The 23,390-nt window shown below is 38.2% G+C and carries 25 protein-coding genes and 2 pseudogenes; 18 read left to right on the top strand and 9 right to left on the bottom strand.

The features are described from left to right. Nucleotides 1-42 precede the first annotated feature (42 nt). Nucleotides 43-474, bottom strand: a complete 432-nt coding sequence (locus tag Q5794_RS16455; RefSeq protein WP_214988361.1) for a PAS domain-containing protein — start codon at nucleotides 472-474, stop codon at nucleotides 43-45. A gap of 504 nt (nucleotides 475-978) precedes the next feature. Between Q5794_RS16455 and Q5794_RS16450 the strand changes: the two genes are divergently transcribed. Then, entirely contained in the window at nucleotides 979-1,131 is a 153-nt protein-coding gene (locus Q5794_RS16450; protein WP_214988363.1) for a hypothetical protein, read from the top strand. Between the two features lie 57 nt (nucleotides 1,132-1,188). Here the strand turns inward: Q5794_RS16450 and Q5794_RS16445 are convergent, their stop codons facing one another. Further along, a complete protein-coding gene (locus tag Q5794_RS16445) occupies nucleotides 1,189-1,650 on the bottom strand; it encodes a hypothetical protein (RefSeq protein WP_214988365.1) in 462 nt (153 codons plus the stop codon). 386 nt (nucleotides 1,651-2,036) lie between these two features. Between Q5794_RS16445 and Q5794_RS16440 the strand changes: the two genes are divergently transcribed. From Q5794_RS16440 to qoxD, 6 genes are all read left to right on the top strand, one after another. Further along, nucleotides 2,037-2,384, top strand: a complete 348-nt coding sequence (locus Q5794_RS16440; RefSeq protein WP_013057829.1) for a hypothetical protein — start codon at nucleotides 2,037-2,039, stop codon at nucleotides 2,382-2,384. A 308-nt stretch (nucleotides 2,385-2,692) separates the two neighbouring features. After that, nucleotides 2,693-3,271, top strand: coding sequence for a hypothetical protein (locus tag Q5794_RS16435; protein WP_057244438.1), 579 nt, complete (start codon nucleotides 2,693-2,695; stop codon nucleotides 3,269-3,271). Nucleotides 3,272-3,836: 565 nt separating this feature from the next. Beyond that, complete coding sequence (gene qoxA / locus Q5794_RS16430) at nucleotides 3,837-4,790, top strand: cytochrome aa3 quinol oxidase subunit II (protein ID WP_013057827.1); 954 nt, start codon at nucleotides 3,837-3,839, stop codon at nucleotides 4,788-4,790. Nucleotides 4,791-4,836: 46 nt separating this feature from the next. Further along, nucleotides 4,837-6,780 carry a cytochrome aa3 quinol oxidase subunit I gene (gene qoxB, locus Q5794_RS16425; RefSeq protein ID WP_214988367.1) on the top strand — a complete coding sequence of 648 codons (1,944 nt, stop codon included), beginning with the start codon at nucleotides 4,837-4,839 and terminating at the stop codon, nucleotides 6,778-6,780. After that, the gene (gene qoxC / locus Q5794_RS16420) at nucleotides 6,780-7,388 is read left to right on the top strand and encodes a cytochrome aa3 quinol oxidase subunit III (RefSeq protein WP_192994219.1); all 609 of its coding nucleotides are present in this window, start codon (nucleotides 6,780-6,782) and stop codon (nucleotides 7,386-7,388) included. Before qoxB ends, qoxC begins: the two co-directional genes overlap by 1 nt. Nucleotides 7,389-7,391: 3 nt before the next feature. Then, nucleotides 7,392-7,700 (top strand): cytochrome aa3 quinol oxidase subunit IV, encoded by a 309-nt coding sequence (qoxD, locus tag Q5794_RS16415; RefSeq protein ID WP_013057824.1) that lies wholly within the window; start codon nucleotides 7,392-7,394, stop codon nucleotides 7,698-7,700. A 121-nt stretch (nucleotides 7,701-7,821) separates the two neighbouring features. On the opposite strand, the gene Q5794_RS16410 is transcribed toward qoxD, so the two are convergent. Both Q5794_RS16410 and Q5794_RS16405 read right to left on the bottom strand, forming a co-directional pair. Further along, on the bottom strand, nucleotides 7,822-8,067 hold the full coding sequence (locus tag Q5794_RS16410) for a hypothetical protein (RefSeq protein ID WP_374988160.1): 246 nt from the start codon (nucleotides 8,065-8,067) through the stop codon (nucleotides 7,822-7,824). Between the two features lies 1 nt (nucleotide 8,068). Then, a complete protein-coding gene (locus tag Q5794_RS16405) occupies nucleotides 8,069-8,848 on the bottom strand; it encodes an undecaprenyl-diphosphate phosphatase (protein ID WP_025751115.1) in 780 nt (259 codons plus the stop codon). A 181-nt stretch (nucleotides 8,849-9,029) separates the two neighbouring features. On the opposite strand from Q5794_RS16405, the gene Q5794_RS16400 reads away from it, so the two are divergent. From Q5794_RS16400 to Q5794_RS16390, 3 genes are all read left to right on the top strand, one after another. Then, entirely contained in the window at nucleotides 9,030-9,443 is a 414-nt protein-coding gene (locus Q5794_RS16400; protein WP_214988369.1) for a hypothetical protein, read from the top strand. A 101-nt stretch (nucleotides 9,444-9,544) separates the two neighbouring features. Next, nucleotides 9,545-10,087, top strand: coding sequence for a GNAT family N-acetyltransferase (locus Q5794_RS16395; protein WP_214988371.1), 543 nt, complete (start codon nucleotides 9,545-9,547; stop codon nucleotides 10,085-10,087). A 133-nt stretch (nucleotides 10,088-10,220) separates the two neighbouring features. Continuing rightward, nucleotides 10,221-11,048, top strand: a complete 828-nt coding sequence (locus Q5794_RS16390) for an LCP family protein (RefSeq protein ID WP_214988373.1) — start codon at nucleotides 10,221-10,223, stop codon at nucleotides 11,046-11,048. Nucleotides 11,049-11,082: 34 nt separating this feature from the next. On the opposite strand, the gene Q5794_RS16385 is transcribed toward Q5794_RS16390, so the two are convergent. Then, complete coding sequence (locus Q5794_RS16385; protein ID WP_013057818.1) at nucleotides 11,083-11,346, bottom strand: hypothetical protein; 264 nt, start codon at nucleotides 11,344-11,346, stop codon at nucleotides 11,083-11,085. Between the two features lie 413 nt (nucleotides 11,347-11,759). Between Q5794_RS16385 and hutI the strand changes: the two genes are divergently transcribed. Together hutI and Q5794_RS16375 are read left to right on the top strand one after the other, a co-directional pair. Continuing rightward, nucleotides 11,760-13,037, top strand: coding sequence for an imidazolonepropionase (hutI, locus tag Q5794_RS16380; protein ID WP_214988375.1), 1,278 nt, complete (start codon nucleotides 11,760-11,762; stop codon nucleotides 13,035-13,037). Between the two features lie 75 nt (nucleotides 13,038-13,112). Further along, a complete protein-coding gene (locus tag Q5794_RS16375; RefSeq protein ID WP_214988377.1) occupies nucleotides 13,113-13,487 on the top strand; it encodes a hypothetical protein in 375 nt (124 codons plus the stop codon). Nucleotides 13,488-13,534: 47 nt separating this feature from the next. Here Q5794_RS16375 and Q5794_RS16370 read toward each other — a convergent pair whose 3' ends face one another. Beyond that, entirely contained in the window at nucleotides 13,535-13,828 is a 294-nt protein-coding gene (locus Q5794_RS16370; RefSeq protein WP_071273081.1) for a DUF3817 domain-containing protein, read from the bottom strand. A gap of 260 nt (nucleotides 13,829-14,088) precedes the next feature. On the opposite strand from Q5794_RS16370, the gene Q5794_RS16365 reads away from it, so the two are divergent. From Q5794_RS16365 to Q5794_RS16350, 4 genes and pseudogenes are all read left to right on the top strand, one after another. Next, complete coding sequence (locus Q5794_RS16365; protein ID WP_050691432.1) at nucleotides 14,089-14,664, top strand: TetR/AcrR family transcriptional regulator; 576 nt, start codon at nucleotides 14,089-14,091, stop codon at nucleotides 14,662-14,664. A 30-nt stretch (nucleotides 14,665-14,694) separates the two neighbouring features. Continuing rightward, entirely contained in the window at nucleotides 14,695-15,147 is a 453-nt protein-coding gene (locus Q5794_RS16360) for a DUF6188 family protein (RefSeq protein WP_231101751.1), read from the top strand. Between the two features lie 122 nt (nucleotides 15,148-15,269). Further along, nucleotides 15,270-18,308, top strand: a pseudogene (locus tag Q5794_RS16355) (efflux RND transporter permease subunit). A 245-nt stretch (nucleotides 18,309-18,553) separates the two neighbouring features. Beyond that, on the top strand, nucleotides 18,554-19,276 hold the full coding sequence (locus tag Q5794_RS16350; RefSeq protein WP_214988380.1) for a GDSL-type esterase/lipase family protein: 723 nt from the start codon (nucleotides 18,554-18,556) through the stop codon (nucleotides 19,274-19,276). 27 nt (nucleotides 19,277-19,303) lie between these two features. Here Q5794_RS16350 and Q5794_RS16345 read toward each other — a convergent pair. Both Q5794_RS16345 and Q5794_RS16340 read right to left on the bottom strand, forming a co-directional pair. Next, a pseudogene (locus Q5794_RS16345) lies at nucleotides 19,304-20,344 on the bottom strand (alkene reductase); the annotation flags it as partial. A gap of 172 nt (nucleotides 20,345-20,516) precedes the next feature. Next, nucleotides 20,517-20,636, bottom strand: a complete 120-nt coding sequence (locus Q5794_RS16340; protein WP_192994203.1) for a DUF4023 domain-containing protein — start codon at nucleotides 20,634-20,636, stop codon at nucleotides 20,517-20,519. A 209-nt stretch (nucleotides 20,637-20,845) separates the two neighbouring features. Between Q5794_RS16340 and Q5794_RS16335 the strand changes: the two genes are divergently transcribed. After that, a complete protein-coding gene (locus Q5794_RS16335) occupies nucleotides 20,846-21,163 on the top strand; it encodes a hypothetical protein (RefSeq protein WP_192994201.1) in 318 nt (105 codons plus the stop codon). 94 nt (nucleotides 21,164-21,257) lie between these two features. Here the strand turns inward: Q5794_RS16335 and Q5794_RS16330 are convergent, their stop codons facing one another. Further along, nucleotides 21,258-22,445 carry a macrolide family glycosyltransferase gene (locus Q5794_RS16330; RefSeq protein ID WP_374988159.1) on the bottom strand — a complete coding sequence of 396 codons (1,188 nt, stop codon included), beginning with the start codon at nucleotides 22,443-22,445 and terminating at the stop codon, nucleotides 21,258-21,260. 220 nt (nucleotides 22,446-22,665) lie between these two features. On the opposite strand from Q5794_RS16330, the gene Q5794_RS16325 reads away from it, so the two are divergent. After that, nucleotides 22,666-23,382, top strand: a complete 717-nt coding sequence (locus Q5794_RS16325) for a CPBP family intramembrane glutamic endopeptidase (protein WP_192994197.1) — start codon at nucleotides 22,666-22,668, stop codon at nucleotides 23,380-23,382. Nucleotides 23,383-23,390 lie beyond the last annotated feature (8 nt).

Raw genomic sequence — 23,390 nt, 5'->3', positions numbered from 1 at the left:
TGATAGAAATAATGGAATATAACTTAGACTTTGTTCACTTAATTAGTGTTTTAATCGGTTAAACAATAAATCTGCTGCATTATTTAGCACCTTGTCCGACTCTTTTAATCGTTTGTCCGGGTTTTCTAAATAGGATTGAGCAGATAATACAACATCTAACGGATCCTTGACATTCTTCTTTTCGGTACATACCAAATGCCCTACACCATTTTTCCAATGAATCGTGCATTTAAAATTTACAAATGTATCATCGCTCGTTCTCAAACGCAAATGCCTGATGATGGGGTTAGATGAGGAGTGCTGTGACAGCATCCACATTGCTTGTTTCCGGTCGTCTTTATGAATAATGCTCCACAGACTGGAGACTGACGAAAAATAAGAATGTGCTTGACTAGAAAAATGAAGGATTTCACCTTCTTGATTTAATTGAAAGTAAGGAACGGGGATCCATTTAAGTATGTTACTTTCCATCATGCACCTCTCCCAACTTGAGTAATCTCTTTTACCATATCACAATTACCTAATATTTGTATGATTTTTATTGTTTTCCCCATGCTTTTCCCCGTTTTAAGCTGTAAAAGCTAAAGAATTATTCAGTTTAAAACACTTGAAAAAAGAACATACGTTCGATAAACTAAAAATTAAAGAAGCGAATTCTATGCGACAGCTACTTCAAGAAAGCTACTCTTCAAAACGACCTGTTGAAATTATTTATATGGACGATAAAGGATGTTTGACACAGAGATTTATTATTTTGTATAAAATTTATCCTCAGAGCGTAAAAGCTTGGTGCTTACTAAGGAACGAGAAACGAACGTTTAAAATAGAGAATATCCTTTCATGCGGATTCAGCAATAAAAGGAAAAGCAGTTTTAGGCAGAAAGCTCACTCAATTTAAGAGGGGCTTTTTCATATCATTTCCTCTTATGGCGTGTGAGTTATTTTCATACACTATATCCACCAGAAAGGGGAATGAACATGATATTAAACCAAGGAAATAAAACTAAACACATCGCTAAAGGGAGAACGGAAAAAGATGATACGACAATGCAGGTTGAGAAAAAAAAGCATGAAGCACAAAGTACCTCTTTGTCTCATAATAATTGTCGGGCAAACCTTGATGGAGATTAATCTAAAAAAGGAAAGCTTTCGTTTCCGAAGCTTTCCTTTTTTGTGTATATCGCATTTTTAAGTTAACTCGTATTTTTCTGAGCCAATCACAATATAGTCTCTCGCTTGATATATGAATTTTACGGATTTCTCACAAACTTCGTAAGAGTAACTTTCTAAAACATTGTTTTTTTGATTAATATATTGCATAAAAGCGCTTTGAAAATAACCGTTCTCCACAAAAAGTTCACCGGCTTTGCACAGTTTTTCATGTGCTTCTTCCAGCCATTTTGCAATTTGGCTGTCGTTGTTAGCAAAGGTAAGGATGTGTGCATAGTGATCTGATAAATCTGTCATATCCTCTTTATCCTGGTCAAAATAAAACACTTTTTCTTTTTTTGACTGCAGCCTTTGTTTTTGCAAAGTGATATTTTTTAACAGTTCTTTTTCAACGTCTTCTTCGGGACTTATATAGATGGGGCAGGTGCCTGCTACCTCACCTTGATCTGTAAATAATACAACATAGTACAAATCAAACATTATATCTCTCCCTTCACGTGTTCATACTATTCTATCTCGCATCCTTCATTTTTAGAATCATTTTTCTAACGCTTGTGCAACATTGGTTCTAATGTATTATTCATAAGCGAACCTCAGTTTTAACGGGAAAGAAAAGGGGAAATGAAAATAAAAATTCTGCGTTTCTTCATTATAATAAGAAAAAACGATCTGTTTACTAGTATTTAAATCTTTTGAAAAATCAAAATAAATAATGATTGATTTCGTCACTTTATTGTGGTTTCATAATAAAGTGTAAAAAGACCATTTTTCTTTCAGAGAGAAATGAGATAGAGTACTTCTGTGTTGATTCTTTCTTTTGAATATAGTATACATACAGGGGTATATAAATTAATTGGGAGGAAAACATGGCGATACTATATATGAGCATAGGTATTTTACTTTTATTAATTTGTTACAGTTTTTATAAACGCTATGTGCCGGTGCAGGGAATAAAGAAAGTGACGACCGTCGACTGTGCTTCTACAACGATTTCGTATGTAGATGTTCGTCATTTTCATGAAATGAAACAAAACCCCTGTCAAAAAGCAATCCATATTCCGCTTCCTTATTTAGAGAGACAGCATGCAGAAATTCCATATAAAGAAGTGGTCGTAATTGTTCCTGACAGTATTTCCCGAAATTTAAGCATTCGGCAGCTCAAAAAACATGGGTATCAGGTCAAAGGATACATGTGTGCGGAAAGATGTGTGTAATAAAAAGAACAGCAAATGACCCTTTATAGGGTTTCCTTTTGGAAAGCTGCGATATATAAGCTAAAAGATACCTGTGTCAAAATGGGTATCTTTTTTTGTTATGAAGATAAGAAGGGGGGCAGGGATCGGTTTCTTTTGGTTCAACAGCTACTGAGTCTTTTAGCGTATTTTTATGACAAAAGGTTTGAAAAATCCCTTTTGTGGTAAAAAAAAACGTAGTTCTCCTAGTGCATAGACAGAGGTTTAATAGGAAGTTATAATTTAGGCAATTACATAAAAGGGGAGTAAGCTAAGGAAGGTGAATAGATGTGCGAAAGATAAAGCGGTTGCTATTTCTGTTCATTTGTATAGCGGTTGTAATTGTTGCGTATGAGATGATTCGATATCCGATTGAAAACAATGCTGCAAGTGTGCAGCAGCATTTGCGAAATTGGGAGCATAAAGAAAGCATTGATGGTTCTGCAAGGATTACGCTGCAAGATTTTAAACGGGTTGATCACTCTAATACATACATAGCCTTATTCTCCATACCTGGTGATAAAGAAGGAATGGCCGTATTGAAGCAAGGATGGAACAAACGCCTGCGTATTGAAGTCAGTACCAAAATGAGCAATTTAGTGGATTATGATGATATCCATACAAATAAAGGGACATATGCGCTGTTTACAGGAACAAATAGAAGTAAACAAATTGATCGAGTAAAGGCGGCTTTGGTGCACGATACATATACAATTGATGCCGCGGTCCCAAAAAGTGATTATTTTGTGCTGTATGAAAAGATACCGAGTCATATTAAACATCCGTTTCCAGCAACGACAACGCTGCTAGATAAAGCAGGGGATGATATCACGGTTAAAGAATTTATGGATCAAGAGCTGCGTGAATAACACGCAGCTTTTTTCTATAATAAAAAGCTTTTTAAAAAATTCACGTTTTGTTCATATTTTCGAAAGAAAGAATTTTAAGCAAAAAAATCAAATATTTGCTACAAAGTAAAGGGGAATTAACGGGCAAAATAAGTTTCATACAAGGCGTCACATTTTCTTTGAAAATTTGTCACAAAATATTCAATTATGTCGATGTGTATTGATATATCAATGTTGAAGCAAACATACAAAGCTAATTTTGCAGTTATTCCTAAAGAAATAGTTAAGAAATGGGAGCTGAATCCTTTTATTTACATTTATTCATACCAAATTATGTGATAGAATATCGCAAGGTTGAAGCACTCTAACCCCATTGGTACAGTCACTATATTAGAATATTTTTAATATAAAAAAATAAAGCAAAAGGGACGAAAAAAATGTCATTTTGTATTACAATAGTAGTGGCCTACAAATAAGGGGGAAGAGAGTCTGTATAAAAATGTCGTTATCTAGCGAAAGATAGCGCATTTTGAATGTTCATCAATATAGGCTTCGCATCATGTGTTGTTAGAAAGGAGAGTTTTAAGTGAAACCAAAAAAAGGATTTTGGAAGCTAGTAGGTTTACTATCTGCGCTTTCACTAGTATTTTTGAGCGGTTGTTCAAAGCTTGCTGTATTGAACCCGCAAGGTCCTGTTGCAAAAACGCAATCTGATTTAATCATTTGGTCTATGTGGATGATGTTGATCGTGGTTGTTGTCGTATTTGCTATTTTTATATTTGTTCTTGTCAAATATCGTGAAAAACCTGAAAACATGGACTATGAGCCACCTGAGCAAGAAGGTAACTTAAAGATGGAGGTTATTTGGACAGCATTCCCAATCATCATCTTAATTCTATTAGCAGTGCCAACTGTTAAAGCGATCTATTCTGCAGAAGAAGTACCGGCAGAATCAAAGGATAAAGATCCAATCGTGATTCACGTTACATCTGCAAACTGGAAATGGATTTTCAGTTATCCGGAACAAAATATCGAGACGGTTAACTACGTAAACATTCCAGCGGATACGCCAGTGAAATTTGAGTTGACAGCTCAAGGACCTATGAACTCATTCTGGGTACCAGAACTTGGCGGACAAAAATATTCGATGAACAACATGTCAATGCCATTATACTTAGAAGCTGATAAGCCTGGTTCTTATATGGGACGTAGTGCTAACTTCTCTGGTGAACATTTCACTCAAATGCAGTTCGAAGTTCAAGCTCAAACGGACAAAGACTTCAAAGAGTGGGTTAGTGACGTAAAAGGCACAGCTGGTAAATTGACTGAAAAGAAATATGATCAAATCCTAAGCCCAGGCGTTGTTGGTCGTCAAACTTACAACGGTACACATTTAAAATGGATTGACCATGCAAAAGATGTATACATTCCTGGCAAAGAGCTAGAACGTGGTACAGGACATGATCACAGCAAGATGAAAGAAGACGAAAAAACGAGTAATGAAGAAATGGAAAACATGGATCACTCAAATCATGAATAACATTCATTTATTACACTAAATAACGTAATGATTGGGGGAAGACATAATGAAGCTAGATGAATTTTTCGTCACTGGCGAACCTATGATTTACGCTGCTGATGCAGCAATCGCTATGACGGTCATCGGTATCGTTTTTGTCTTAACATATTTCAAGAAATGGAAATGGTTATGGACAGAATGGTTAACAACAGTTGACCATAAAAGACTCGGTGTCATGTACATCCTTTCAGCTGTATTAATGCTTTTCCGCGGCGGAATCGATGGAATCATGATGCGTATGCAGCTTGCATTCCCGGGTATGAACATTTTAGATGAACATCACTACAACGGAGTCTTCACAGCTCACGGTGTTATCATGATCTTATTCATGGCAATGCCATTTATTATCGGACTAATGAACGTAATCGTTCCATTACAAATTGGTGCGCGTGACGTAGCATATCCGTTCTTAAACGCAATTAGTTTCTGGACATTCTTTATGGGAGCAATGCTATTTAACCTTTCTTTCGTAATCGGAGGAGCTCCTGATGCAGGTTGGACAAGTTACTTCCCGCTTGCAGGTAAAGAATTCAGTGAGGGCATCGGAAATAACTTCTATGCCGTTTCACTACAGATTGCTGGTGCCGGTACATTAATGACTGGTATCAACTTCTTTGTAACAATTTTAAAAATGCGTGCTCCTGGCATGACAATGATGAAAATGCCAATGTTTACTTGGTCAATCTTCATCACATCAATTATTATCATTTTCGCGTTCCCTGTATTAACAGTAGCGCTTGCACTTATGACACTTGACCGTGTATTCGGAACAGCCTTCTTTACAATGGCTAACGGCGGTCTTCCAATGATGTGGGCTAACTTATTCTGGATTTGGGGTCACCCTGAAGTATATATCGTTATTTTACCGGTATTCGGTGTCTTCTCAGAAGTTATCAGTACACATTCTCGTAAGAACTTATTCGGTTATAAAGCAATGGTTGTATCAATGGTCGGTATCGCATTCTTAAGTTACCTTGTATGGGTGCATCACTTCTTTACAATGGGTAACTCACCGTCAGTTAACTCGTTCTTCTCAATTACAACGATGTTAATCGCCGTACCAACCGGAGTTAAAATCTTTAACTGGCTCTTTACAATGTATAAAGGCCGTATCAAATTCACGACTGCGATGCTTTGGTCATTAGCGTTTATTCCAAACTTCGTAATCGGTGGGGTAACAGGGGTTATGCTTGCGATGGCATCAGCCGATTATCAATATCATAACAGTTACTTCCTAATCGCTCACTTCCACTATGTATTAATCTCTGGTACAGTGTTTGGCTGTTTCGCAGGTTTATACTTCTGGTATCCAAAAATTTTCGGTCACACGTTGAACGAAAAATTAGGAAAAATTTCATTCTGGATTTTTGTTGTTGGATTTAACGTATGTTTCTTCCCACAATTCTTCCTAGGTTTAGACGGTATGACTCGTCGTATGCAAACTTATGCGGACAACCTTGGCTGGAACGGATTAAACTTAGTTTCAACAATCGGTGCATTCTTAATGGGTCTTGGCTTCTTCGTATTAGTAGTTAACTTATTATACAGTGCATGGAAAAACAAACGCGACACTGCAAACGATCCTTGGGATGGTCGTACACTTGAGTGGTGGACTAAATCACCAGTTCAAGCTTACAACTTTGCAGTAATTCCTCATGTGAAAGAAATGGATGCATTCTGGCACATGAAAAAACGTAATGAAACAGACATTAAAGCAGAAGACTTAAAACCAATTCATTTACCAAGCAACTCTGGTGTACCGTTTATCTCAGGTATTTTCTGGTTTATCGGTGGATTTGGCTTAGTATTTGAATGGATTCCAATGGCAATCTTCGGTTTAGCAGGTATTTTTGCTTGTATGTTTATTCGCTCATTTGATTATGATCCAGGCTTCTATGTAAAAGTAGATGAAATTAAGAAGGTTGAAGGAATTACAGGGGGTGACAAATAATGGCAGGGCATTTAGATAAATCATTGCCGTTAGAGTATCAAGAAGAACAAAGTCGCCTAAATATCCTTGGATTCTGGATTTTCTTAGGCGCCGAGATCGCGTTGTTCTCTACGCTGTTCGTAACGTACTTAACGTATCATACGCGTACAGCGGGTGGCCCTACTGCAGAAGACTTATTTGTAGTTAAAGATTTTATGATTGAAACATTGCTACTACTATTCAGTAGTTTCACGATGGGGATTGTAGTATTTAAAATGCGTAATAGTGATTTAAAAGGACTTTTAGTCTGGTTTGTTATTACGCTTCTCCTTGGTGGAGGATTCCTTTTCTACGAAATTCGTGAGTTTTATATGTACGCAGTTCACGAAGGTGCAACAATGCAAACAAGCGCCTTCTTATCAGGATTCTTTACACTACTTGGAACACACGGTCTTCACGTAACAGTCGGTGTCTTCTGGGCAATCAGCATTATCATTCAATTAGTAAGACGAGGATTAACACCTGTTACTGCTCGTAAAGTATTTATTATCGGTTTATACTGGCATTTCCTTGATGTTGTATGGATCTTCATCTTCACGCTTGTATACTTGAACGGATTGGTGGGATAAGACATGGAAAATAAACAAGGCCAAAAAGCAGGTTTTCCGCTTAGTCATGTATTTGGGCTTATCCTTTCACTAGCCTTAACATTCGCAGCGCTTGGTTTAGTAGTGCTAGCTGATCTATCAAGAAGCATTACAATGACTCTTATCATGATCCTAGCGTTATTACAAGCAGCAATGCAGCTAGTAATGTTCATGCACATGACTGAAAGTGAAAATGGTAAAGTACAGGTTGCAAACATTCTTTACAGTTTCTTTATTGCCCTTTGTATCGTAGTTGGTACACTGTGGATTCTTGCAGCACACTTTAACCATTAAAAATAAAACCACTTACTTCGGTAAGTGGTTTATTTTTTTTCATTCAGCTTATATTTCAACGTTTGGTACTCTCCCGTATGCACTTTTTTTACTACTTTTCCTTTATCATCGCTGTAGACATTCACTTGCTCGTACACTTCAATTCGGTATCCGCCTTTTTTTCCGTTTTAACATGAACTTCTTTAACCGACATATTTAGCTGTTCCGCTTCGTCTTCATCAGCAGAGGTTTCAACAGCACCTCCATCAAGTGAAAGGTGAGCTAAGCTGTCAAACGACTGCTGGGAATTGTTATCAACATAGCTTGTCACGACTAAAATGCCGGCAAAAAACAATACTAAAAAAAGCGTCCGGACTTTCATCTTCATCTTAAAACACCCCCGTAAACTGACAAACCAGCACGACTGCACCTAATATCCAAACGTAAATTGCAAACGTTTTTAATGAATGATGCTTTAAATAATTAATCATCCATTTTACCGCTACATAACCAAATAAAGCAGATGAAAGAGTGGCGACGAATAAAAAGAAAACGGAAAGCTGCTCGACTTCACCTGTGACTACATCTTTTAACTGAAGTAACACCGCTCCGCAAATGGCCGGAGTCGACAATAAAAATGAAAAGTAAGCGGCTGTTTCACGGTCTAATTTTCGCATTAACGCAGCTACCATCGTTAAGCCAGATCGAGATACAGCAGGGAATATCGCAGCTGCTTGAAACGAGCCGATAAAAAAGGCATCTCCGTATGAAATATGATCCATTTTTTTATAGCCATTTTTTACGGAATCACCAAACCATAACAGCAGTCCTGTCGCAAGAAATTCCCAGCCGATCGTTAAGCCAGATTTAGAAATACTGTCAAAATAGTCTTTGAACAAAAGACCAATCGCAACTGCAGGGATCGTTCCTATCACTAAAAGCCCTGTGAGCTTGCTAAATGGATGACGAATAATATGCCATAGCTCACGCTTATAAAAGACAAACACAGCAAGCAGCGTGCCCATGTGCAGCATCGTATCTAAATACAATCCTGCATCGTCTAAGCCAAATAAGTGGCGCCCTAAATACAAATGCCCCGTGCTGCTTATCGGTAAAAACTCTGTAAGTCCTTGAATGATTCCCAAAATAAATGCTTCAAACCACGACATCTTATCACCTCATACAGCGTGTCCTTATTAGTAGTGTATAGAGGAAGTTCTGTGAACATGACAAAAACATGGAAGTATAGGCATTCATTTAGTGAAATAAATATATAAAAATAGGTCATAGTATAAGAAGAGACGACCATTCTTATCTCCATCTCATCCACAATGGAAAGAGGTGCTGAAAATGATACGAAAATGGGTTGCTGTGTGCGTCGTATTCGCTGCTTTTATTTTTCCGCAGGCAGTAAGTGCTGAACAGCCAAAAGTAGAGGTATTTCAAATTGAAACGGGCAGAGTCGTTCGTTCAACGTCCAAACCTCCAAGTGTTCAAAAAGAAGCCGAAAAAAGTATTGCGTCCATTACTGGTTTATATAAAAAGGCAAGTCCGCTTCCTAAAAAAGGCTATCTTGTTAAAGTACCTCTTGATCCTGCCGTAAAAATTGAAAATAGTGCGGTCAACACGCTGGCAAGTGAAGTTATTTTTGTTCTTGACCCGAACCAAAAACCAATCATGATGGTATTTGACAATGAAAATAGAACCTATTTTTTTGAATTTACTCATGATTTAACTCTTCTCAGAAAAGCATTACAGCTATAAGTCATCGAAATGATGGCTTTTTTTTACATAGGCAGTTGACAGTTTATTATGATAAATGTAATATATTTAGAAAAGTCAGAAATAATAAGGGGGAGAATTATGTGATAGCTCTACGACCGTTCTCCAAAAAAGACTTTAAACAGCTAATGGATTGGATTCCCTCCGAGTCATTTATGGTGCAATGGAGCGGCTCTAGCTTTTCTTTTCCGCTTACTCCTAGACAGTTAAAACACTACATTCGATATGCAAATGAAGATGGTGCTTCTACGTATGCTTTTTCTGTCATAGATGACAATGAACAGCTTATTGGGCATATTTCTCTGGCTCACATTGATTATTATCATAAAACAGGGAGAATTGGCCGAGTGCTGCTTGGTGAAAAGTATAGAGGAAAAGGGCTTTGCTCGAACATGTTTGAAAAAGTGTTAGCTTTCGGTTTTGAAGAACTGGGTCTTCACCGAATTTCGCTCGGCGTCTTTGATTTTAACGAGCGGGCGATTCAGTCCTATGAACGAATTGGCTTTACACGCGAAGGCCTTCTTCGAGATGTCCGGCTTGTAGATGGACAGTACTGGAGCTTAATTGAAATGAGTATGTTAGAAAGTGAATGGGCACAGCGTGATGTGCATCAAAAATCAGGCTGAAATCTACTAGTAAAAAGCCAGCTTCCCAACAAGCAGGCTTTTTTGACGTGTGCTTAAATTTCCCTAAGAAGGTATAAATTTTCATTCATTAAGGCATATAGAGAGTAAGTGATGTGTAAAGGAGACCGTATGAATGAAAAAACACAAAATAGGGATCATAGCGGCATGTATTTTACTTTTAGGAACCGCTGGATTTGGAATTGTCTATCAACAGCAAACATCTGCTAAAGAGCAGCCTCACGCGTTTAATGTACTAGTTATGGGCGTAGATGAAAGGCCAGGAGATACAGGCCGCTCAGATGTATTAATGGTGGTCAACTTAGATACGAGCCACAATAAAGCAAAAGTTATGCCGATCCCTAGAGATACGCGCGTGCACATTGATGGAAAAGGAACGGATGAGAAAATTAATCATGCTTATCGATACGGAGGCATTCCTTTAACCGTGCGCACGGTTGAGAACTTCTTAGATATCGATGTCGATTATTATGTGAAAGTAAATATGGAAGGCTTTAAAGGTGTAGTAGATGAACTTGGCGGAGTGAACGTTAATAACCCGTTTCCTTTTGTGTTTGATTCATTTATCTTTCCTGAAGGAGAAAATGCGTTGAACGGCGAAAAAGCTCTTGCCTATGTGCGGATGAGACACGAAGATCCAAAAGGAGATTTAGGAAGAAATAATCGCCAGCGTCAAGTAGTCGAAGCTCTATTAGATAAAGGAATGAACATGTCAACGGTGAAAAACATTCCTAGTCTCCTCACGCTTGTAAAGAAGTATATTCGAACGAATATTGATGTCAGCGATGCATTTACGATGTATAACATCATTAAGAATGGCCGGCCTGATTTCGAAACGGTAACGGTAAAAGGAGAAGGACAAATGGTAGATGGTACATGGTATTATGTTGTCAAACCATCTGAAAAAAAACAGCTGAGCGCTATGTTTCAACAAACCCATTAATAAAAGAGAGGGCTGAAGAAATTCAGCCCTCTTTTTATTCACCAATTTCTTCTTGACGCTGCAAGCAGGAAATTTGTTTTTTCTCTGGATGGACACCAAATGTATAGCCCCACGTTTGCAATTTATCTAGAATGATTTCGTCTTTTTTAAAGCCAAAGATCATCACTACATCTTGGTTTTCATCTAAAAGCAAATACTTTTCATCTTTGCGCCACATCGTTAAGTTTGACGCATAGAAAAGATTCCAGCCGTTATTCATGCGATGACCGGTTGCTTGGTTTTTATAGTTGACAATCATATTTCTTCCTCCATTAGTGAATCTTTCTAGAAGTAAAACTTCAAAGAATATTATAAACGTTCTATCCATAGAAATCTATTATTTATCCCGTTGAGGGGAACTTGCCGTGATGTTTATAAAATACATGTGATAAAAGATTTAGTATATAAGGATATATTTGTATAAAATGATAGTCAATAAGTAAGAAAACGGATAAAAGAAGGGTCTAAAAGCGTATATAATTGAAAAAAATATAAGTTATCTAGCTTTAAAGGCTTAAAAACACGCTTTTCAGACCATGGACATGCTTTTTCAAATTTCTACCTACAAGAAAGAAGGCAGAAGTGCGAAATGTGTAGGTGAATCTAAATGAGTTTACGGTAAACATGAGGCCCCAAAACGTGGTACACGCTATAAAAGGGGGAAATTCAACGATGTCAAAAAAAACGCTATGGATTAAAAATGCTTCTCAAGTTGTAACGGCCAAAGAAAATAAAGGTCCTTTAGCTGGAAAAGAAATGAGAAACTTAACGGTGATTGAAAATGGCTCAGTCTGGATAGAAGGAGATCAAATTGTGACCGTAGGTACAACAAAAGAGCTAGAACAAAAATATGAAAGGGAAAGAAATGACGCAACGATTATTGATGCTTCACATAAAATTGTGACTCCTGGCCTGATTGATCCCCATACACACGCTGTGTACGCTGGCTCGCGTGAAGAAGAATTTTATAGGCGGTTTGAAAGGCCAACTTCTTACTTGGATTTATTAGAAGAAGGTGGAGGTATTCACTCCACTGTCGTTCAAACACAGGAAGAGTATGCGTACCGGATTTATCAGCAGAGCTATGAGCGTCTTACGTCTTTTCTAGCTCACGGAGTCACAACTATAGAAGTGAAAAGCGGGTATGGCTTAGAACTAGAAACAGAACTAAAGCAGCTGCAAATCGCTAAAATGCTGAATGATACACACGCAGTTGATGTAGTAAGTACCTTTTTAGGAGCACACGTCGTACCTCTTATATATAAAAAAGATACGCAGAAATACGTCAATTTACTTATTCACGAAATGATTCCTCAAATTTCTTCTTATAAGCTCGCAGCATTTAATGATGCTGTATGTCTTCCAAATGCTTTTTCATTCAAACAATGTCAAGAAATACTAGAAGCCGGGAAAAGATATGGCATGCTTCCTAAAATACATGCCGACCCCTTTGAATACTGCAGAGGAGCGGAGCTCGCAGCAGAGGTAGGAGCGATATCAGCAGATTATCTTTTGTATGCTTCTGATGAAGGATTAAAGAAACTGGCTGAAAAACGGATCGTAGCCACACTTTTACCCGGGAATTCCTTATTTGTTGGAATGAAATGGCCAGATGCTAGAAAAATGATCGATTTAGGAGTTCCGGTTACCCTTTCTACAGACTGCAATCCAGGTTCATCTCCAACGACTTCACAGCAATTTGTAATGAATCTGGCATGTATGAATATGAACATGAGTCCTGAAGAAGTGATTGTAGCCACAACCATTAATGCAGCTCATGCTATTAATCAAGGAGATAAGATTGGGAGTATTGAAGCCGGAAAACAAGCGGACCTCGCCATTTTTAATGTTTCTAGCTATCGAACGCTTCAATATCATTATGGCTTAAATCATATTGACAGCGTAGTGAAAAAAGGAGAAGTAGTTGTAGAAAACGGAAAAGTTTTGTAAAACAAGTTTATAGAAAAAGAGAAAAGGGTAAAGAATAGAGAATTTGTCACACATATAAAGGCAGGGAATTTAGATATGATTACAAAACAAAATGTTATTCCATTACTAAAAGAAGCTTGCCCGTCTTTTGAGCCAAGCGAAGAATTCGATCCTAATAATAAAGAAGAGCTGCAGCATGAATTAAACCGCGTTGCGGGGCATTTGATCTCTCTTGAATATAACGGTCAGCTCGAACGTGAACCGGATGTATTTGAAGCGATTGAACAGCTATATATAGAAGGTGAATCTGATGTGAAAGAAGCTGTTACAACGGGGCTTTTTCAAGCAATGCATGAAATGATTATAGATCAGCAAATCAGTCCAGAGGAAATTGGCATGTTATTAAAACCTAATTCACTGAAGTGGTGGAAAACGATTGACCACTTTAGCGAAAACAATGCGGAACAGTAAGGAAAAAGAACGTCATGGAAACATGATGTCCGTGACGTTCTTTTCTTTTACTGTTCTTTTTTCAGCTGGCGTTCTAAAATAAAAGGACCAAATGGAATGACTGACATAAGAAAGGCAAATAACGAGCGGCCAATTGACCACTTATGCGCGAATTTTACATGAACGACTGCAAGTGCGTATAGCACAAAAAGTGCCCCGTGTGCTGCGCCTACAACTGATACAGCTTCTGGCATACCTGCTGCATATTTTAGCGGCATAGCAATACCAAGCAGCAGTAAAAATGAAATTCCTTCTAAAATTCCTACTAAACGCAGGCGACCGATTGGTGATGTAAGAACCATGTTTTCTCCTCCCGTAACGACGGAATAAATTTCTGTATCAATGACAAAAATGTACCATAGCGAGCTCTTCATATACAAGCATCATTTGTATCTGTCACAAAAAAGTCGAAAACGCTTTAATTTGCTCTATAGAAGTATTTTGTTTAAAAAACTGACATACTCTTGTGATGCAAGGGATAAAAGAGCACGCTACGTGTTGACAAGTTATTTTAATTATTTTATATGTATAGTATCGAAAACGTATGAGAGGATTTTTTACCATGACAAACCGAAAACAGCAGAGAGAGAAAATTTTAGATGCTGCTTTTGAAGTGTTCGGATCCAAAGGCTACTATGAAGCAAAAATGATTGATATTGCTAAACTAGCGGGTGTATCTAAAGGAACGCTTTACTTGTACTTTTCGTCTAAAGAGTCGCTTTATATCGCTGTGAACAATCGTTCGTTTGATGAGTTTTTGTATCATGCAAAGCGAAGAACGGATGAATGCCAAACGTTTCATGAAAAGCTGTATTCGATTGCGAAGCATCACCTGCTCTTTTTTTATGAAACTAAAAAATATCCCGACTCTTTTTGGCAAGCCCCTCACCAAATGCCAGAAATGATGGGTCGTCTTCATCAATTTTTTGAGGATTATCACGGGCTTGTTGCTAAATTGATTGAAGAGCAGAAAATAAAAAATGCTTTTTTACACTCAAAAGCGTTTTGCAGCATGTTAAATGGGTATAGGATGGATATCGTTTCCGATGATGATATAACAGAAGAAGATATCATGAACTATGCGGAGTTCATTGTGAACTTATACATTGAAGGCTGCTATTTTGAGACCCAAAAATGACTCGTCGGTACTGGTTGATAATGGAGGGATATGATGAATACCAGCAGCACAGTAATTAATTTTTCATATTTTCAAGAACAAACCGTTACCAAGGTGAACACAGACAATACCCTGCCGTTTTCTCTTGGATTTAGTAAAGGTGGACTTGTGGCAGAATGTCCATGGAGACTAAAAAACAAACGCAGCATCTTGCTTGGTCAAGCGGACTGGAAATCGCTACATTCTGCCGAGCAGCGTCAGCAAGTCGAAGCGCTGCTGCTTGGCCAGCACATTATCTCTATACAGTGGTATGAAGATATCGGTATACTTCGAATTACGTTTTCTAATGGGTATGCGCTAGATATGTTTCACGACAGCTCTTTTTTTGAAGGTTGGGATTTATATGGTCAAGATGGCTTTTCCTTTATCTCGCTGCCAGGGGGAGCGTGTGACCATCAAATTTCAGTTTGTATAGACAGCTCATCAGCACATGAAAGGAGGTGAGTTTTTTTTTGCGAAAAACTGACCCGTGGGTACTCTAAAATTGTTGAAAAATTAAAACGGGTCTGCAGCTATTAAAGGATGAAGGCTTCTCAAATAACTTAGTTACGTAACGGAGGAAAAAGATGAATTTTTTGACGAGATTTAGTTTGAAAAATGCGGTAGCTGTGTTTATCGTTTCATTTTTACTTATTTTAGCGGGGCTATACTCATTTTCAAAACTAAAAATTGATTTACTGCCGAATATCGAATTTCCGCAGTTGTCCATTTAAGCAACGTATCCCGGGGCTTCTCCTGATGACGTAAATGAAAGCGTCACGTCGAAAATCGAAGACCAAGTGAAAGGAATTGAAGGCGTTAAAAGCGTACAAAGCGTATCGTATGAAAACGTCGGTATTATTAATTTAGAATTCCCGTTTAATACGGATTTAGATAAAGTTGAACAGCAAATTAACTCGTCGATAAAAGAATTAGATTTACCAGAGTCATCAAATGTAGACGTAAACCGTTTTTCATTTGGTTCATTCCCGATTTTCAACATTTCACTGTTTGCGAAAGATGGTGCAAATCTTGAAAAAGTATTAAACGATGAAGTGATTCCTGAATTGAATAAAATTCAAGGTATTAACTCCGTCTCAGTTGGCGGCGTGAAAGAGGACCTTTTACAAATTACGGTCGATAAAGAAAAAGCAGCTCAAGCTGGCTTAACGCTTGATGAGATGAAAGAACAAATTAATCAAAAAGCTGTTTCATTCCCAGCAGGAACATTAAACGGAAAAGAGCTTCAAATTCCAGTGCGAGTAGAAGAAAAAGTTGCGACGATCGATGCATTAAAGAAAATCCAGCTGAAATCTACGATGAATCCTGAAGCAAAGCCTGTGAGGCTTGGCGATATTGCCAAAGTCGAAGCCGTAACAGAACAAGGCGAATATACGCGCTATGACGGCAAAGATGCGCTGTCGATGGCCATCACAAAAAAACAAGATGCCAATACGGTTGAAGTGGCCAGCGAAACGATGAAAATTTTGAAAGAATATGACGATCAGTTAGACTACGCAATCGGCTTTGACTCAGCTGACGGCATTGAAAAGTCTGTTGAAACATTAGTGCGCGAAGGATTGCTCGGAGCATTATTTGCGTCACTCGCCGTGCTGATTTTCTTGCGTAACTTCCGCGCTACGATCATTGCGATTATATCGATTCCATTATCGCTGTTAGTATCAGCTATTTTCTTAAACCAGCTTGATATTTCACTTAACATTATGACACTAGGCGGAATGGCTGTAGCCGTTGGGCGCGTAGTGGATGACAGTATTGTTGTTATTGAAAACATTTTCAGACGCGTTCGCCGTTCAGAAGAAGGCATGAGCAATGAGCTTGTCGAATCGTCCACAAAAGAGATTTTAAAAGCTATCACCTCGTCTACAATTACAACGGTTGTCGTATTCTTACCAATCGGCTTTGTAGGAGGAATTACAGGAGAGTTCTTCTTACCGTTTGCCTTAACAGTTGTTTTTTCACTGTTAGCATCTCTTCTTGTAGCGATTACAATCGTGCCGATTCTAGCAAAGTTTGCATTTAAAAAAGTACCGCCTGAAGAAAAAGAAGGAAAGCTGCAGCTCGGGTATGCAAAAGCGATTGCATGGTCGCTTAATCATAAAATTAAAATTTTAATTTTATCCTTTATTTTACTGTTTGGTTCATTTGCGCTTGTGCCTTCATTAGGCTTTACGTTTATTCCAAATGAAGAACAAAAAATGCTTCAGGCCAACGTTCAGTTACCGGCATCTACATCACTTGAAAAAATAAACGACGTATCTTTAAAAATTGAAAAGATGTTTGCAGATCAAAATGAAATTTCAGATGTGACCACGGAAGTTGGATCACGCGACTTTTCAACAGGTGTCAAACGCTCGAACCAAGTTGGCTATTTCTTGAACGTAAAAGAAGGTGTGAATGTTGATACGTTTATTGATAAAGTTCAAAAGAAAATGGAAAGCATCCCAAAAGAAGAATCACCGAAAGCAACAGTTAATGTGCAAGAAGCATCAACAGGAGGGCCTCCTACAAATAATAACGTAACGGTTGATTTATATTCTTCTAATTTAGATGACTTGCAAAAGGCCGCTAAGCAAGTGGAAAACCACTTAAACAAAGACAAACGTCTTAAATATGTAACAAATAACTTCTCAGATAAGCAAAAGCAGCTTGTAGTAGAAGTAAATCCTGATAAAGCGACAGAGTACGGAGTATCTGGATTTCAGCTGCTTGGTACAATCTCCGATCAAACCAAACCGGTATCCGTTGGAGACTTAAAATTAGATAATACAAAACGAGCGGTTCAGCTTTCGTACGATAAAGACCTTAGTTCAGTAAAAGAAATTAAAGATCTTCAAGTGTTTACAGAACGAGGACCTGTGTTAGTAAAAGATATCGCTGACGTTCGTACAATTGATACGTTCACTTCTATTCAAAAGCTTGACGGCAAAGTATTTGCGCGAGTAGAAGCAGACATTAAAGGCGATGATGTTCAAGCTGTGACCAAAGATGTTGTAGATGGAGTGAAAAAGTTAGACTTGCCAAAAGATGTGAGCTTGGACGGTGGAGGCGGCAGCGACGAGACAGTGGAAGTCTTCCAATCTCTAGGTCTAGCTATTTTAACAGCAATCGGTCTTGTGTATTTAACGATGCTCGTTACGTTTGGAAAAGCACGTATTCCATTTATCATTTTATCGTCACTCATTTTTGTGCCAATCGGTTCGTTAGTTGGTCTAGTCCTTGCAAAAGAACCGCTGTCTGTCAGCGTCATGATTGGATTCTTAATGCTGATTGGAATTGTTACAACAAACGCGATTGTACTTGTAGATCGAATTACCCAAAATCGTGAACAAAAAGGCATGACGATCCGCGAATCCCTTATTGAAGCTGGGAAAACGCGCTTGCGTCCAATTTTAATGACGGCATTTGCTACCATTGCTGCATTAATTCCGCTGGCGCTTACTACATCAAGCGGAACGCTGATTTCAAAAGGCTTAGCTATCACAGTAATCGGAGGGCTTGCGTCATCTACCCTTCTTACCTTAATTATTATTCCAGTGGTATACGAACTCTTCTTCGCAAAGCAAGTGAAAAGAGAAAAACAGCTGGAAAAAGAAACGACATAAGAACTATTTTCTAATAGAGGAAAATATGACCATGTACTATATGTTATAATAAAAGTACGTTTTAACCCCTTATATTATAGAAAAAGAAGCGGCGCTTTCGAGCGCCGCTTCTTTTTTATGTAAAATCATTATTTACAAAAAATGATTAAATGTCTTGTATGGAGGGAAAGAGTGTTAACAGGAAGCTTTACTATATCATCGTAGAGTTATCTAAAAAACATACAAAGTACAGGAGTGTCGTTTTCGTGAGTTCAACAAAGAAAGTTGTATTTATCAGTTCCATTATTTTAAATGTCCTTTTCCTAGGTGTTTTTGCTTTTTATGCAACAAGCAGCAGCGCGATGAAAAATCCGCTGTCATCTAAGGATTCATCTAAGCAAAGCTATAGAGATAATCCTTATTACATTGAACGGACCACTTTGTTCAAGCAATTAAGTATTCCTAAAGAGTCAATCGTATTTCTCGGTGATAGCATTACCCAGCGCTCTGAATGGAGCGAACTTTTTCATAATAAGCAGATTGTCAATCGAGGCGTAGCCGATGATACAACAGAAGGGGTATTGCATCGTCTAAAAAGTATTACAGATGCTAAGCCAAGAAAGATTTTCTTAATGATTGGCATTAACGATTTAAATGAGCAAAAATCTGTAAAAAAAACCAAAGCCAATTATGCTGAAATTCTTGAACGTATTCATAAAGAATCACCGAATACAAAAGTCTATATTCAAAGTGTACTGCCCGTGAACAATAAAAAATGCGGCGACGCAGTGGACAATAAAGATGTTATCGCATTAAATAACTATTTAGAGCGTCTAGCTAAGAAACACAATGATTCTTACATTGACCTGTATTCGAAAGTATCCACACATAATCAGTTAAAAAGTAATTTCACGGTTGATGGTCTTCATTTAAAAGGCCAAGGCTATGCTATTTGGAAACAAGAAGTTCAGGCATACATAAACCAATAAAAAAAGCGCTCCGAAAGGAGCGCTTTTTTAGATAAGCTCTGGTAAATGTTTTTTAGCATCGTATTCGACAAGAGCATCTCCGTTTTTGATGCGCTGTAAATAATCAGGATTTGAAATAAGCGGGCGGCCAATAGCAGCAACGTCGATCCAGCCGGCTTGCAGCGCTTTTTCAGCTGATTCAGGCGTTAAGTCGCCTACACCGATAATCGGTCCATCCCAATACTTACGCGTAATTTCATAAAGATTTTGACCGTTTTGAACATCTTCATAAAAATCCAGCATAGACGGATGAATGATCTCAATTCCTGTTTCTTTAAATGCTTCTGTATACGTTTGAATAGCTTTTTCAGTGTCGTCCCAGCGATAGTCGGGTTTATCAAGCTTATGAGGAGAGAAGCGAATCACGACGCGCTCTTTTCCAATGGCGTCGATAACAGCGGAAATCACTTCTTTCATAAACGTTAAACGCTGTGCAAGGTCGCCTCCGTATTCATCAGTGCGTTTATTAGACCAATCCGAATTAAACTGATCGATTAAATAGCCGTGAGCACCGTGAATTTCAACGCCGTCAAATCCTGCTTCAATGGCATTTTTAGCGGCTTGAGCGTACTGTCCTACAACTTCTTTAATATCTTCTTTTGACATTTCTTCAGGCTCTTCGTAGGGCTTGCGGAAACGGGGCACTTGGCCTTGTGCTGCAATAGCGGAAGGAGCCTGAGGCTTATGCCCATTGATTAACCCGGAATGACTCAAGCGGCCAACGTGCCAAATTTGAGCGATAATCGTGCCGCCTTCTTCATGAACAGCTTCTGTTACAGACTTCCATGAATCAATTTGTTCTTGGGTATAGATACCGGGAACGCCAGGATTTCCTTTTGCGCGTTCGCTGATAACAATTCCCTCACTAATAATTAAGCCAATACCATCCTTTGCGCGGCGGCGGTAGTAGTCTACAACGTCTTGACCGACTACGCCTGTCTCTGGATCAGCAAAGCATCTTGTCATCGGTGCCATTGCTGTACGAGTGTGTAAATCAAATGCTTCAATGTTTGTTGGTTGGAATAGTTTTTCAAATTTACTCATTTTATATTCAGCTCCTTAAGAGGAAAGTATAGCTGCGAACGTTTTGCAGCGGGTTCAGTTTATTGTAACAGGGGATTTGTTTTATCTTCAAACATTTCGACTTCCGAAAAAAGTTCAAAAAAAAAGCCGGCTGTCTTTACAGCCAACTTTTACAATATTAATGCTGTTTATTAGGAAGTTTTTTCTCAGGATGTCCAGTAGCTTGACCCTGCTTGTTTTTACGCTGCTTTTCTTGATTATCGTTCAGCTTTTGAACAAATTCATTTGTGTTGTCCATATTATCTAAACCTCCTTTATGAGTCTTTCCCTGTTACTATAACCCATTGCACTCAAAAACATGACGCCAATCCGCTAAAAGCCGCTCCATGTCTACACCGGTATATAGAAATTAACAGGAAAATCGTGTATACTGTTGTAAAAATAACGTTAATGTTTCGTGAGTTTATAATTTCTTATTCATTCATGAACAAGAAAAGGTGTTACGCAATGAGTGATTTTTTTAGCGGGAAAGAAATGTCGTTTATTTTGATTTTGACATTCAGCGTGTACATATTTGTCTGGAATGTGCCCCTTCAGGCGACAAACGCCATGATGATCTACTTTATCCTGCTGTTTTTGTATACAGTCAGTAAGCTGCTTTTTTCTCCTCAGTTCCGGCAATTTCCGCTTGTTAAGGTGCTATTGTCCATTTTATTCGTTCTTATGCTGGCTGAAATAATCGTTGCTTACAGCACTCATAGCATAAAGATTACAGATTTAAATCATATTTTCGATTATTTCAGTCATATGGATTTGTATTCGTAAGTTTTTTAGCCGTCGTTTTGCTAATCATTGGCGTATATACAGTTTGTACATAGCTGGTTTAATGAAAAAAGGTGCACAAATGTGCACCTTTTCTTTATGAATGCTGCTTCACTACGTGATTTACTATTTTTTCGGCTGCAGCGGCGGGGCCAGCTGCCTGTTCGAAACTTACGTTGATTTCTTTTATCCCTTTCTTGTAGCGGTCGTCATGTATGACTTCGTCAACTGCATTCCTTAAAAGAGAAGCATTTACCGTTTCTTTTGCTAAGCGATACCCGGCGTTTAGTTCCACGAGCCTTTGAGCAACGAGAGGCTGGTCTTTCCCATGAGGTAAAACGACTAACGGTACGTTAAAATGAATCCCTTCATTTACGCTGTTCATACCTCCGTGCGTGATAAAAACATCAGCTTCTTTTAGCACGTCAAGCTGTGGAACATAGGGCGAAATAATAAAATGCTCCGGTGCTTTTTTTATTTTTTTAAAATCAGCCCGGTCTCCTGCTGCAATCACAACTTTTCCATCAAAGTCGCTAAATGCGTCGATGCAAAGGTTGAAAAAGCCTTCTACATCATGAAGTACCGTTCCCATTGAAATATAAAGAACTTTTTCGTCTTTTAGCTTTTCTAGAGGGAAATCATGAGAGCCGTGACGCTTTGGAAAGCTTGGCCCAATAAATAAACACGAGTCATCAAAATGTTCATGAAGCGGCTGAAAAAAGCGGCTTGTATATACGACCGTTAATTCGCCTTCATTGTTCATAAATTGAAGCAGATTTTTAGGTTCTACGCCAAACTGCTTTTTTAGCAAGCTGAGCCCGTACTGAGCTTTTTCGTCAGGTTTAAATGGAACGCCTGAATCCGGATGCAGAGGCATCATTGCTAAGCGTTCTTTTGGCATTAAAAAAGAAGCAGAGGATACAATTCCGGGAATCCGCAAATAATCACGCACTAATTCGCCTGCTCCAAACTTGTCGTAAAACACAAAGTCAAAGTCAATTTTTTTTGATAGTGTATGAACAAGCTTCAGCGTATCTAAAGACGTTTGGATGTGGATATTTAAAAAAGCGTTGATTCCTTGAGGAGTTTCAGGCTTGATGGATACACCGCTTAATAAGTCTGGGTGAGTATGTACGATAGCTCCGGCGTTTTCAAGACGCTCTTTAAAACGATCTGCCGTAATATAATGGACGGCATCACCTCGATCTGAAAAAGCTTTTACCATTCCAATTGTCGGGTTTACGTGACCTTCAGCGGGAAAGTTAATCATTAAAACGTTTGCCATTTTCTCACTTCACTTTCGATAAGATTTCTTCAAGCGTAATCAAATATAAGGAAGTTGACAACTAATTTGGTTAGCGTATTTATTTTTCAAAGCCCTATATGTGTGTATAAAATGTGAAAAAATATAACTTTTTTCCTAAAAAATAACATGCTTAATCAAAGTTTATGATAGAATTTTGAGAGCAGTAGAGAGAAAGAATCATTTTTGGAGGTTGCTTATTTTGAGTACGTTATCAACAAATTCAGAACCGGTTTTAAAGCCTAAAAAGAAAAAAGCGTTCACTTACATCACGCTGCTTCTATTTATTGTATTGGGCTTTGGACTGCAAATCATAGCGGGAATCGGAGTAGCTATTTACGACGAGGTTACAGGTTCAAATATAACAGGAATTTTATTAGAAGGACCATACGCCTTGCTGGTCGACGCGGCGTTTTTTCTAGGCGTGGCGGCACTATATAAACCCGTTCGCAGATTTTTAAAGCCTATGTGGAACTTCTCAGTATTAAAAGAAAGAAAAACGTATGTATATATTGTAGTAGGCTTTTTAATTGTAGCCGCGGTGCAGTACGTGATGCTTTCATTTTTAAACGTAGAAAGCGCAGATCAGCAGCAAAAAGATTTAAATCAAGGCAGTTTTAATCAAACGCTGCTTTCGAGCTGGATATTTTTTATAAGTGTAGCAGTTGTCACGCCTATTAAAGAAGAGCTGCTTTATAGAGGTGTTTTATGTGGTTTCTTAACCAAACGCCACCACGTGCTTGTGGGCATTTTCGTTTCCGCTCTTGTATTCGGTCTTTTACATATTGGCTTTCCGATTACAGCTACCGTCATGGGACTTGTCTTTGCTACTATTTATTACCGAACAAAATCTATTTTTCCATCTATGATTTTACATATGCTGTGGAATGGATTAGTGAGTATAACCGTCTTCTTTTAAAAGCCGCT

The sequence above is a fragment of the Priestia megaterium genome (assembly GCF_041941685.1).
GTDB lineage: Bacteria > Bacillota > Bacilli > Bacillales > Bacillaceae_H > Priestia > Priestia megaterium_C.
Note: the sequence above shows the minus strand (reverse complement) of the source record. Positions and strands in the feature narration are given on the sequence as shown.

What these genes read in the sequence shown, in the direction of transcription:
- qoxC (WP_192994219.1), top strand. Translation starts at nt 6,780, where the DNA reads ATGGCAGGGCATTTAGATAAATCATTGCCGTTAGAGTATCAAGAAGAA.
- Q5794_RS16340 (WP_192994203.1), bottom strand. Translation starts at nt 20,636, where the DNA reads ATGGACAACACAAATGAATTTGTTCAAAAGCTGAACGATAATCAAGAA.
- Q5794_RS16390 (WP_214988373.1), top strand. Translation starts at nt 10,221, where the DNA reads ATGAAAAAACACAAAATAGGGATCATAGCGGCATGTATTTTACTTTTA.
- Q5794_RS16370 (WP_071273081.1), bottom strand. Translation starts at nt 13,828, where the DNA reads ATGGTTCTTACATCACCAATCGGTCGCCTGCGTTTAGTAGGAATTTTA.
- Q5794_RS16335 (WP_192994201.1), top strand. Translation starts at nt 20,846, where the DNA reads ATGAGTGATTTTTTTAGCGGGAAAGAAATGTCGTTTATTTTGATTTTG.
- hutI (WP_214988375.1), top strand. Translation starts at nt 11,760, where the DNA reads ATGTCAAAAAAAACGCTATGGATTAAAAATGCTTCTCAAGTTGTAACG.
- Q5794_RS16410 (WP_374988160.1), bottom strand. Translation starts at nt 8,067, where the DNA reads ATGAAGATGAAAGTCCGGACGCTTTTTTTAGTATTGTTTTTTGCCGGC.
- qoxD (WP_013057824.1), top strand. Translation starts at nt 7,392, where the DNA reads ATGGAAAATAAACAAGGCCAAAAAGCAGGTTTTCCGCTTAGTCATGTA.
- Q5794_RS16405 (WP_025751115.1), bottom strand. Translation starts at nt 8,848, where the DNA reads ATGTCGTGGTTTGAAGCATTTATTTTGGGAATCATTCAAGGACTTACA.
- Q5794_RS16400 (WP_214988369.1), top strand. Translation starts at nt 9,030, where the DNA reads ATGATACGAAAATGGGTTGCTGTGTGCGTCGTATTCGCTGCTTTTATT.
- Q5794_RS16445 (WP_214988365.1), bottom strand. Translation starts at nt 1,650, where the DNA reads ATGTTTGATTTGTACTATGTTGTATTATTTACAGATCAAGGTGAGGTA.
- Q5794_RS16375 (WP_214988377.1), top strand. Translation starts at nt 13,113, where the DNA reads ATGATTACAAAACAAAATGTTATTCCATTACTAAAAGAAGCTTGCCCG.
- Q5794_RS16360 (WP_231101751.1), top strand. Translation starts at nt 14,695, where the DNA reads ATGATGAATACCAGCAGCACAGTAATTAATTTTTCATATTTTCAAGAA.
- Q5794_RS16440 (WP_013057829.1), top strand. Translation starts at nt 2,037, where the DNA reads ATGGCGATACTATATATGAGCATAGGTATTTTACTTTTATTAATTTGT.
- Q5794_RS16455 (WP_214988361.1), bottom strand. Translation starts at nt 474, where the DNA reads ATGATGGAAAGTAACATACTTAAATGGATCCCCGTTCCTTACTTTCAA.
- Q5794_RS16365 (WP_050691432.1), top strand. Translation starts at nt 14,089, where the DNA reads ATGACAAACCGAAAACAGCAGAGAGAGAAAATTTTAGATGCTGCTTTT.
- qoxB (WP_214988367.1), top strand. Translation starts at nt 4,837, where the DNA reads ATGAAGCTAGATGAATTTTTCGTCACTGGCGAACCTATGATTTACGCT.
- Q5794_RS16450 (WP_214988363.1), top strand. Translation starts at nt 979, where the DNA reads ATGATATTAAACCAAGGAAATAAAACTAAACACATCGCTAAAGGGAGA.
- Q5794_RS16385 (WP_013057818.1), bottom strand. Translation starts at nt 11,346, where the DNA reads ATGATTGTCAACTATAAAAACCAAGCAACCGGTCATCGCATGAATAAC.
- Q5794_RS16330 (WP_374988159.1), bottom strand. Translation starts at nt 22,445, where the DNA reads ATGGCAAACGTTTTAATGATTAACTTTCCCGCTGAAGGTCACGTAAAC.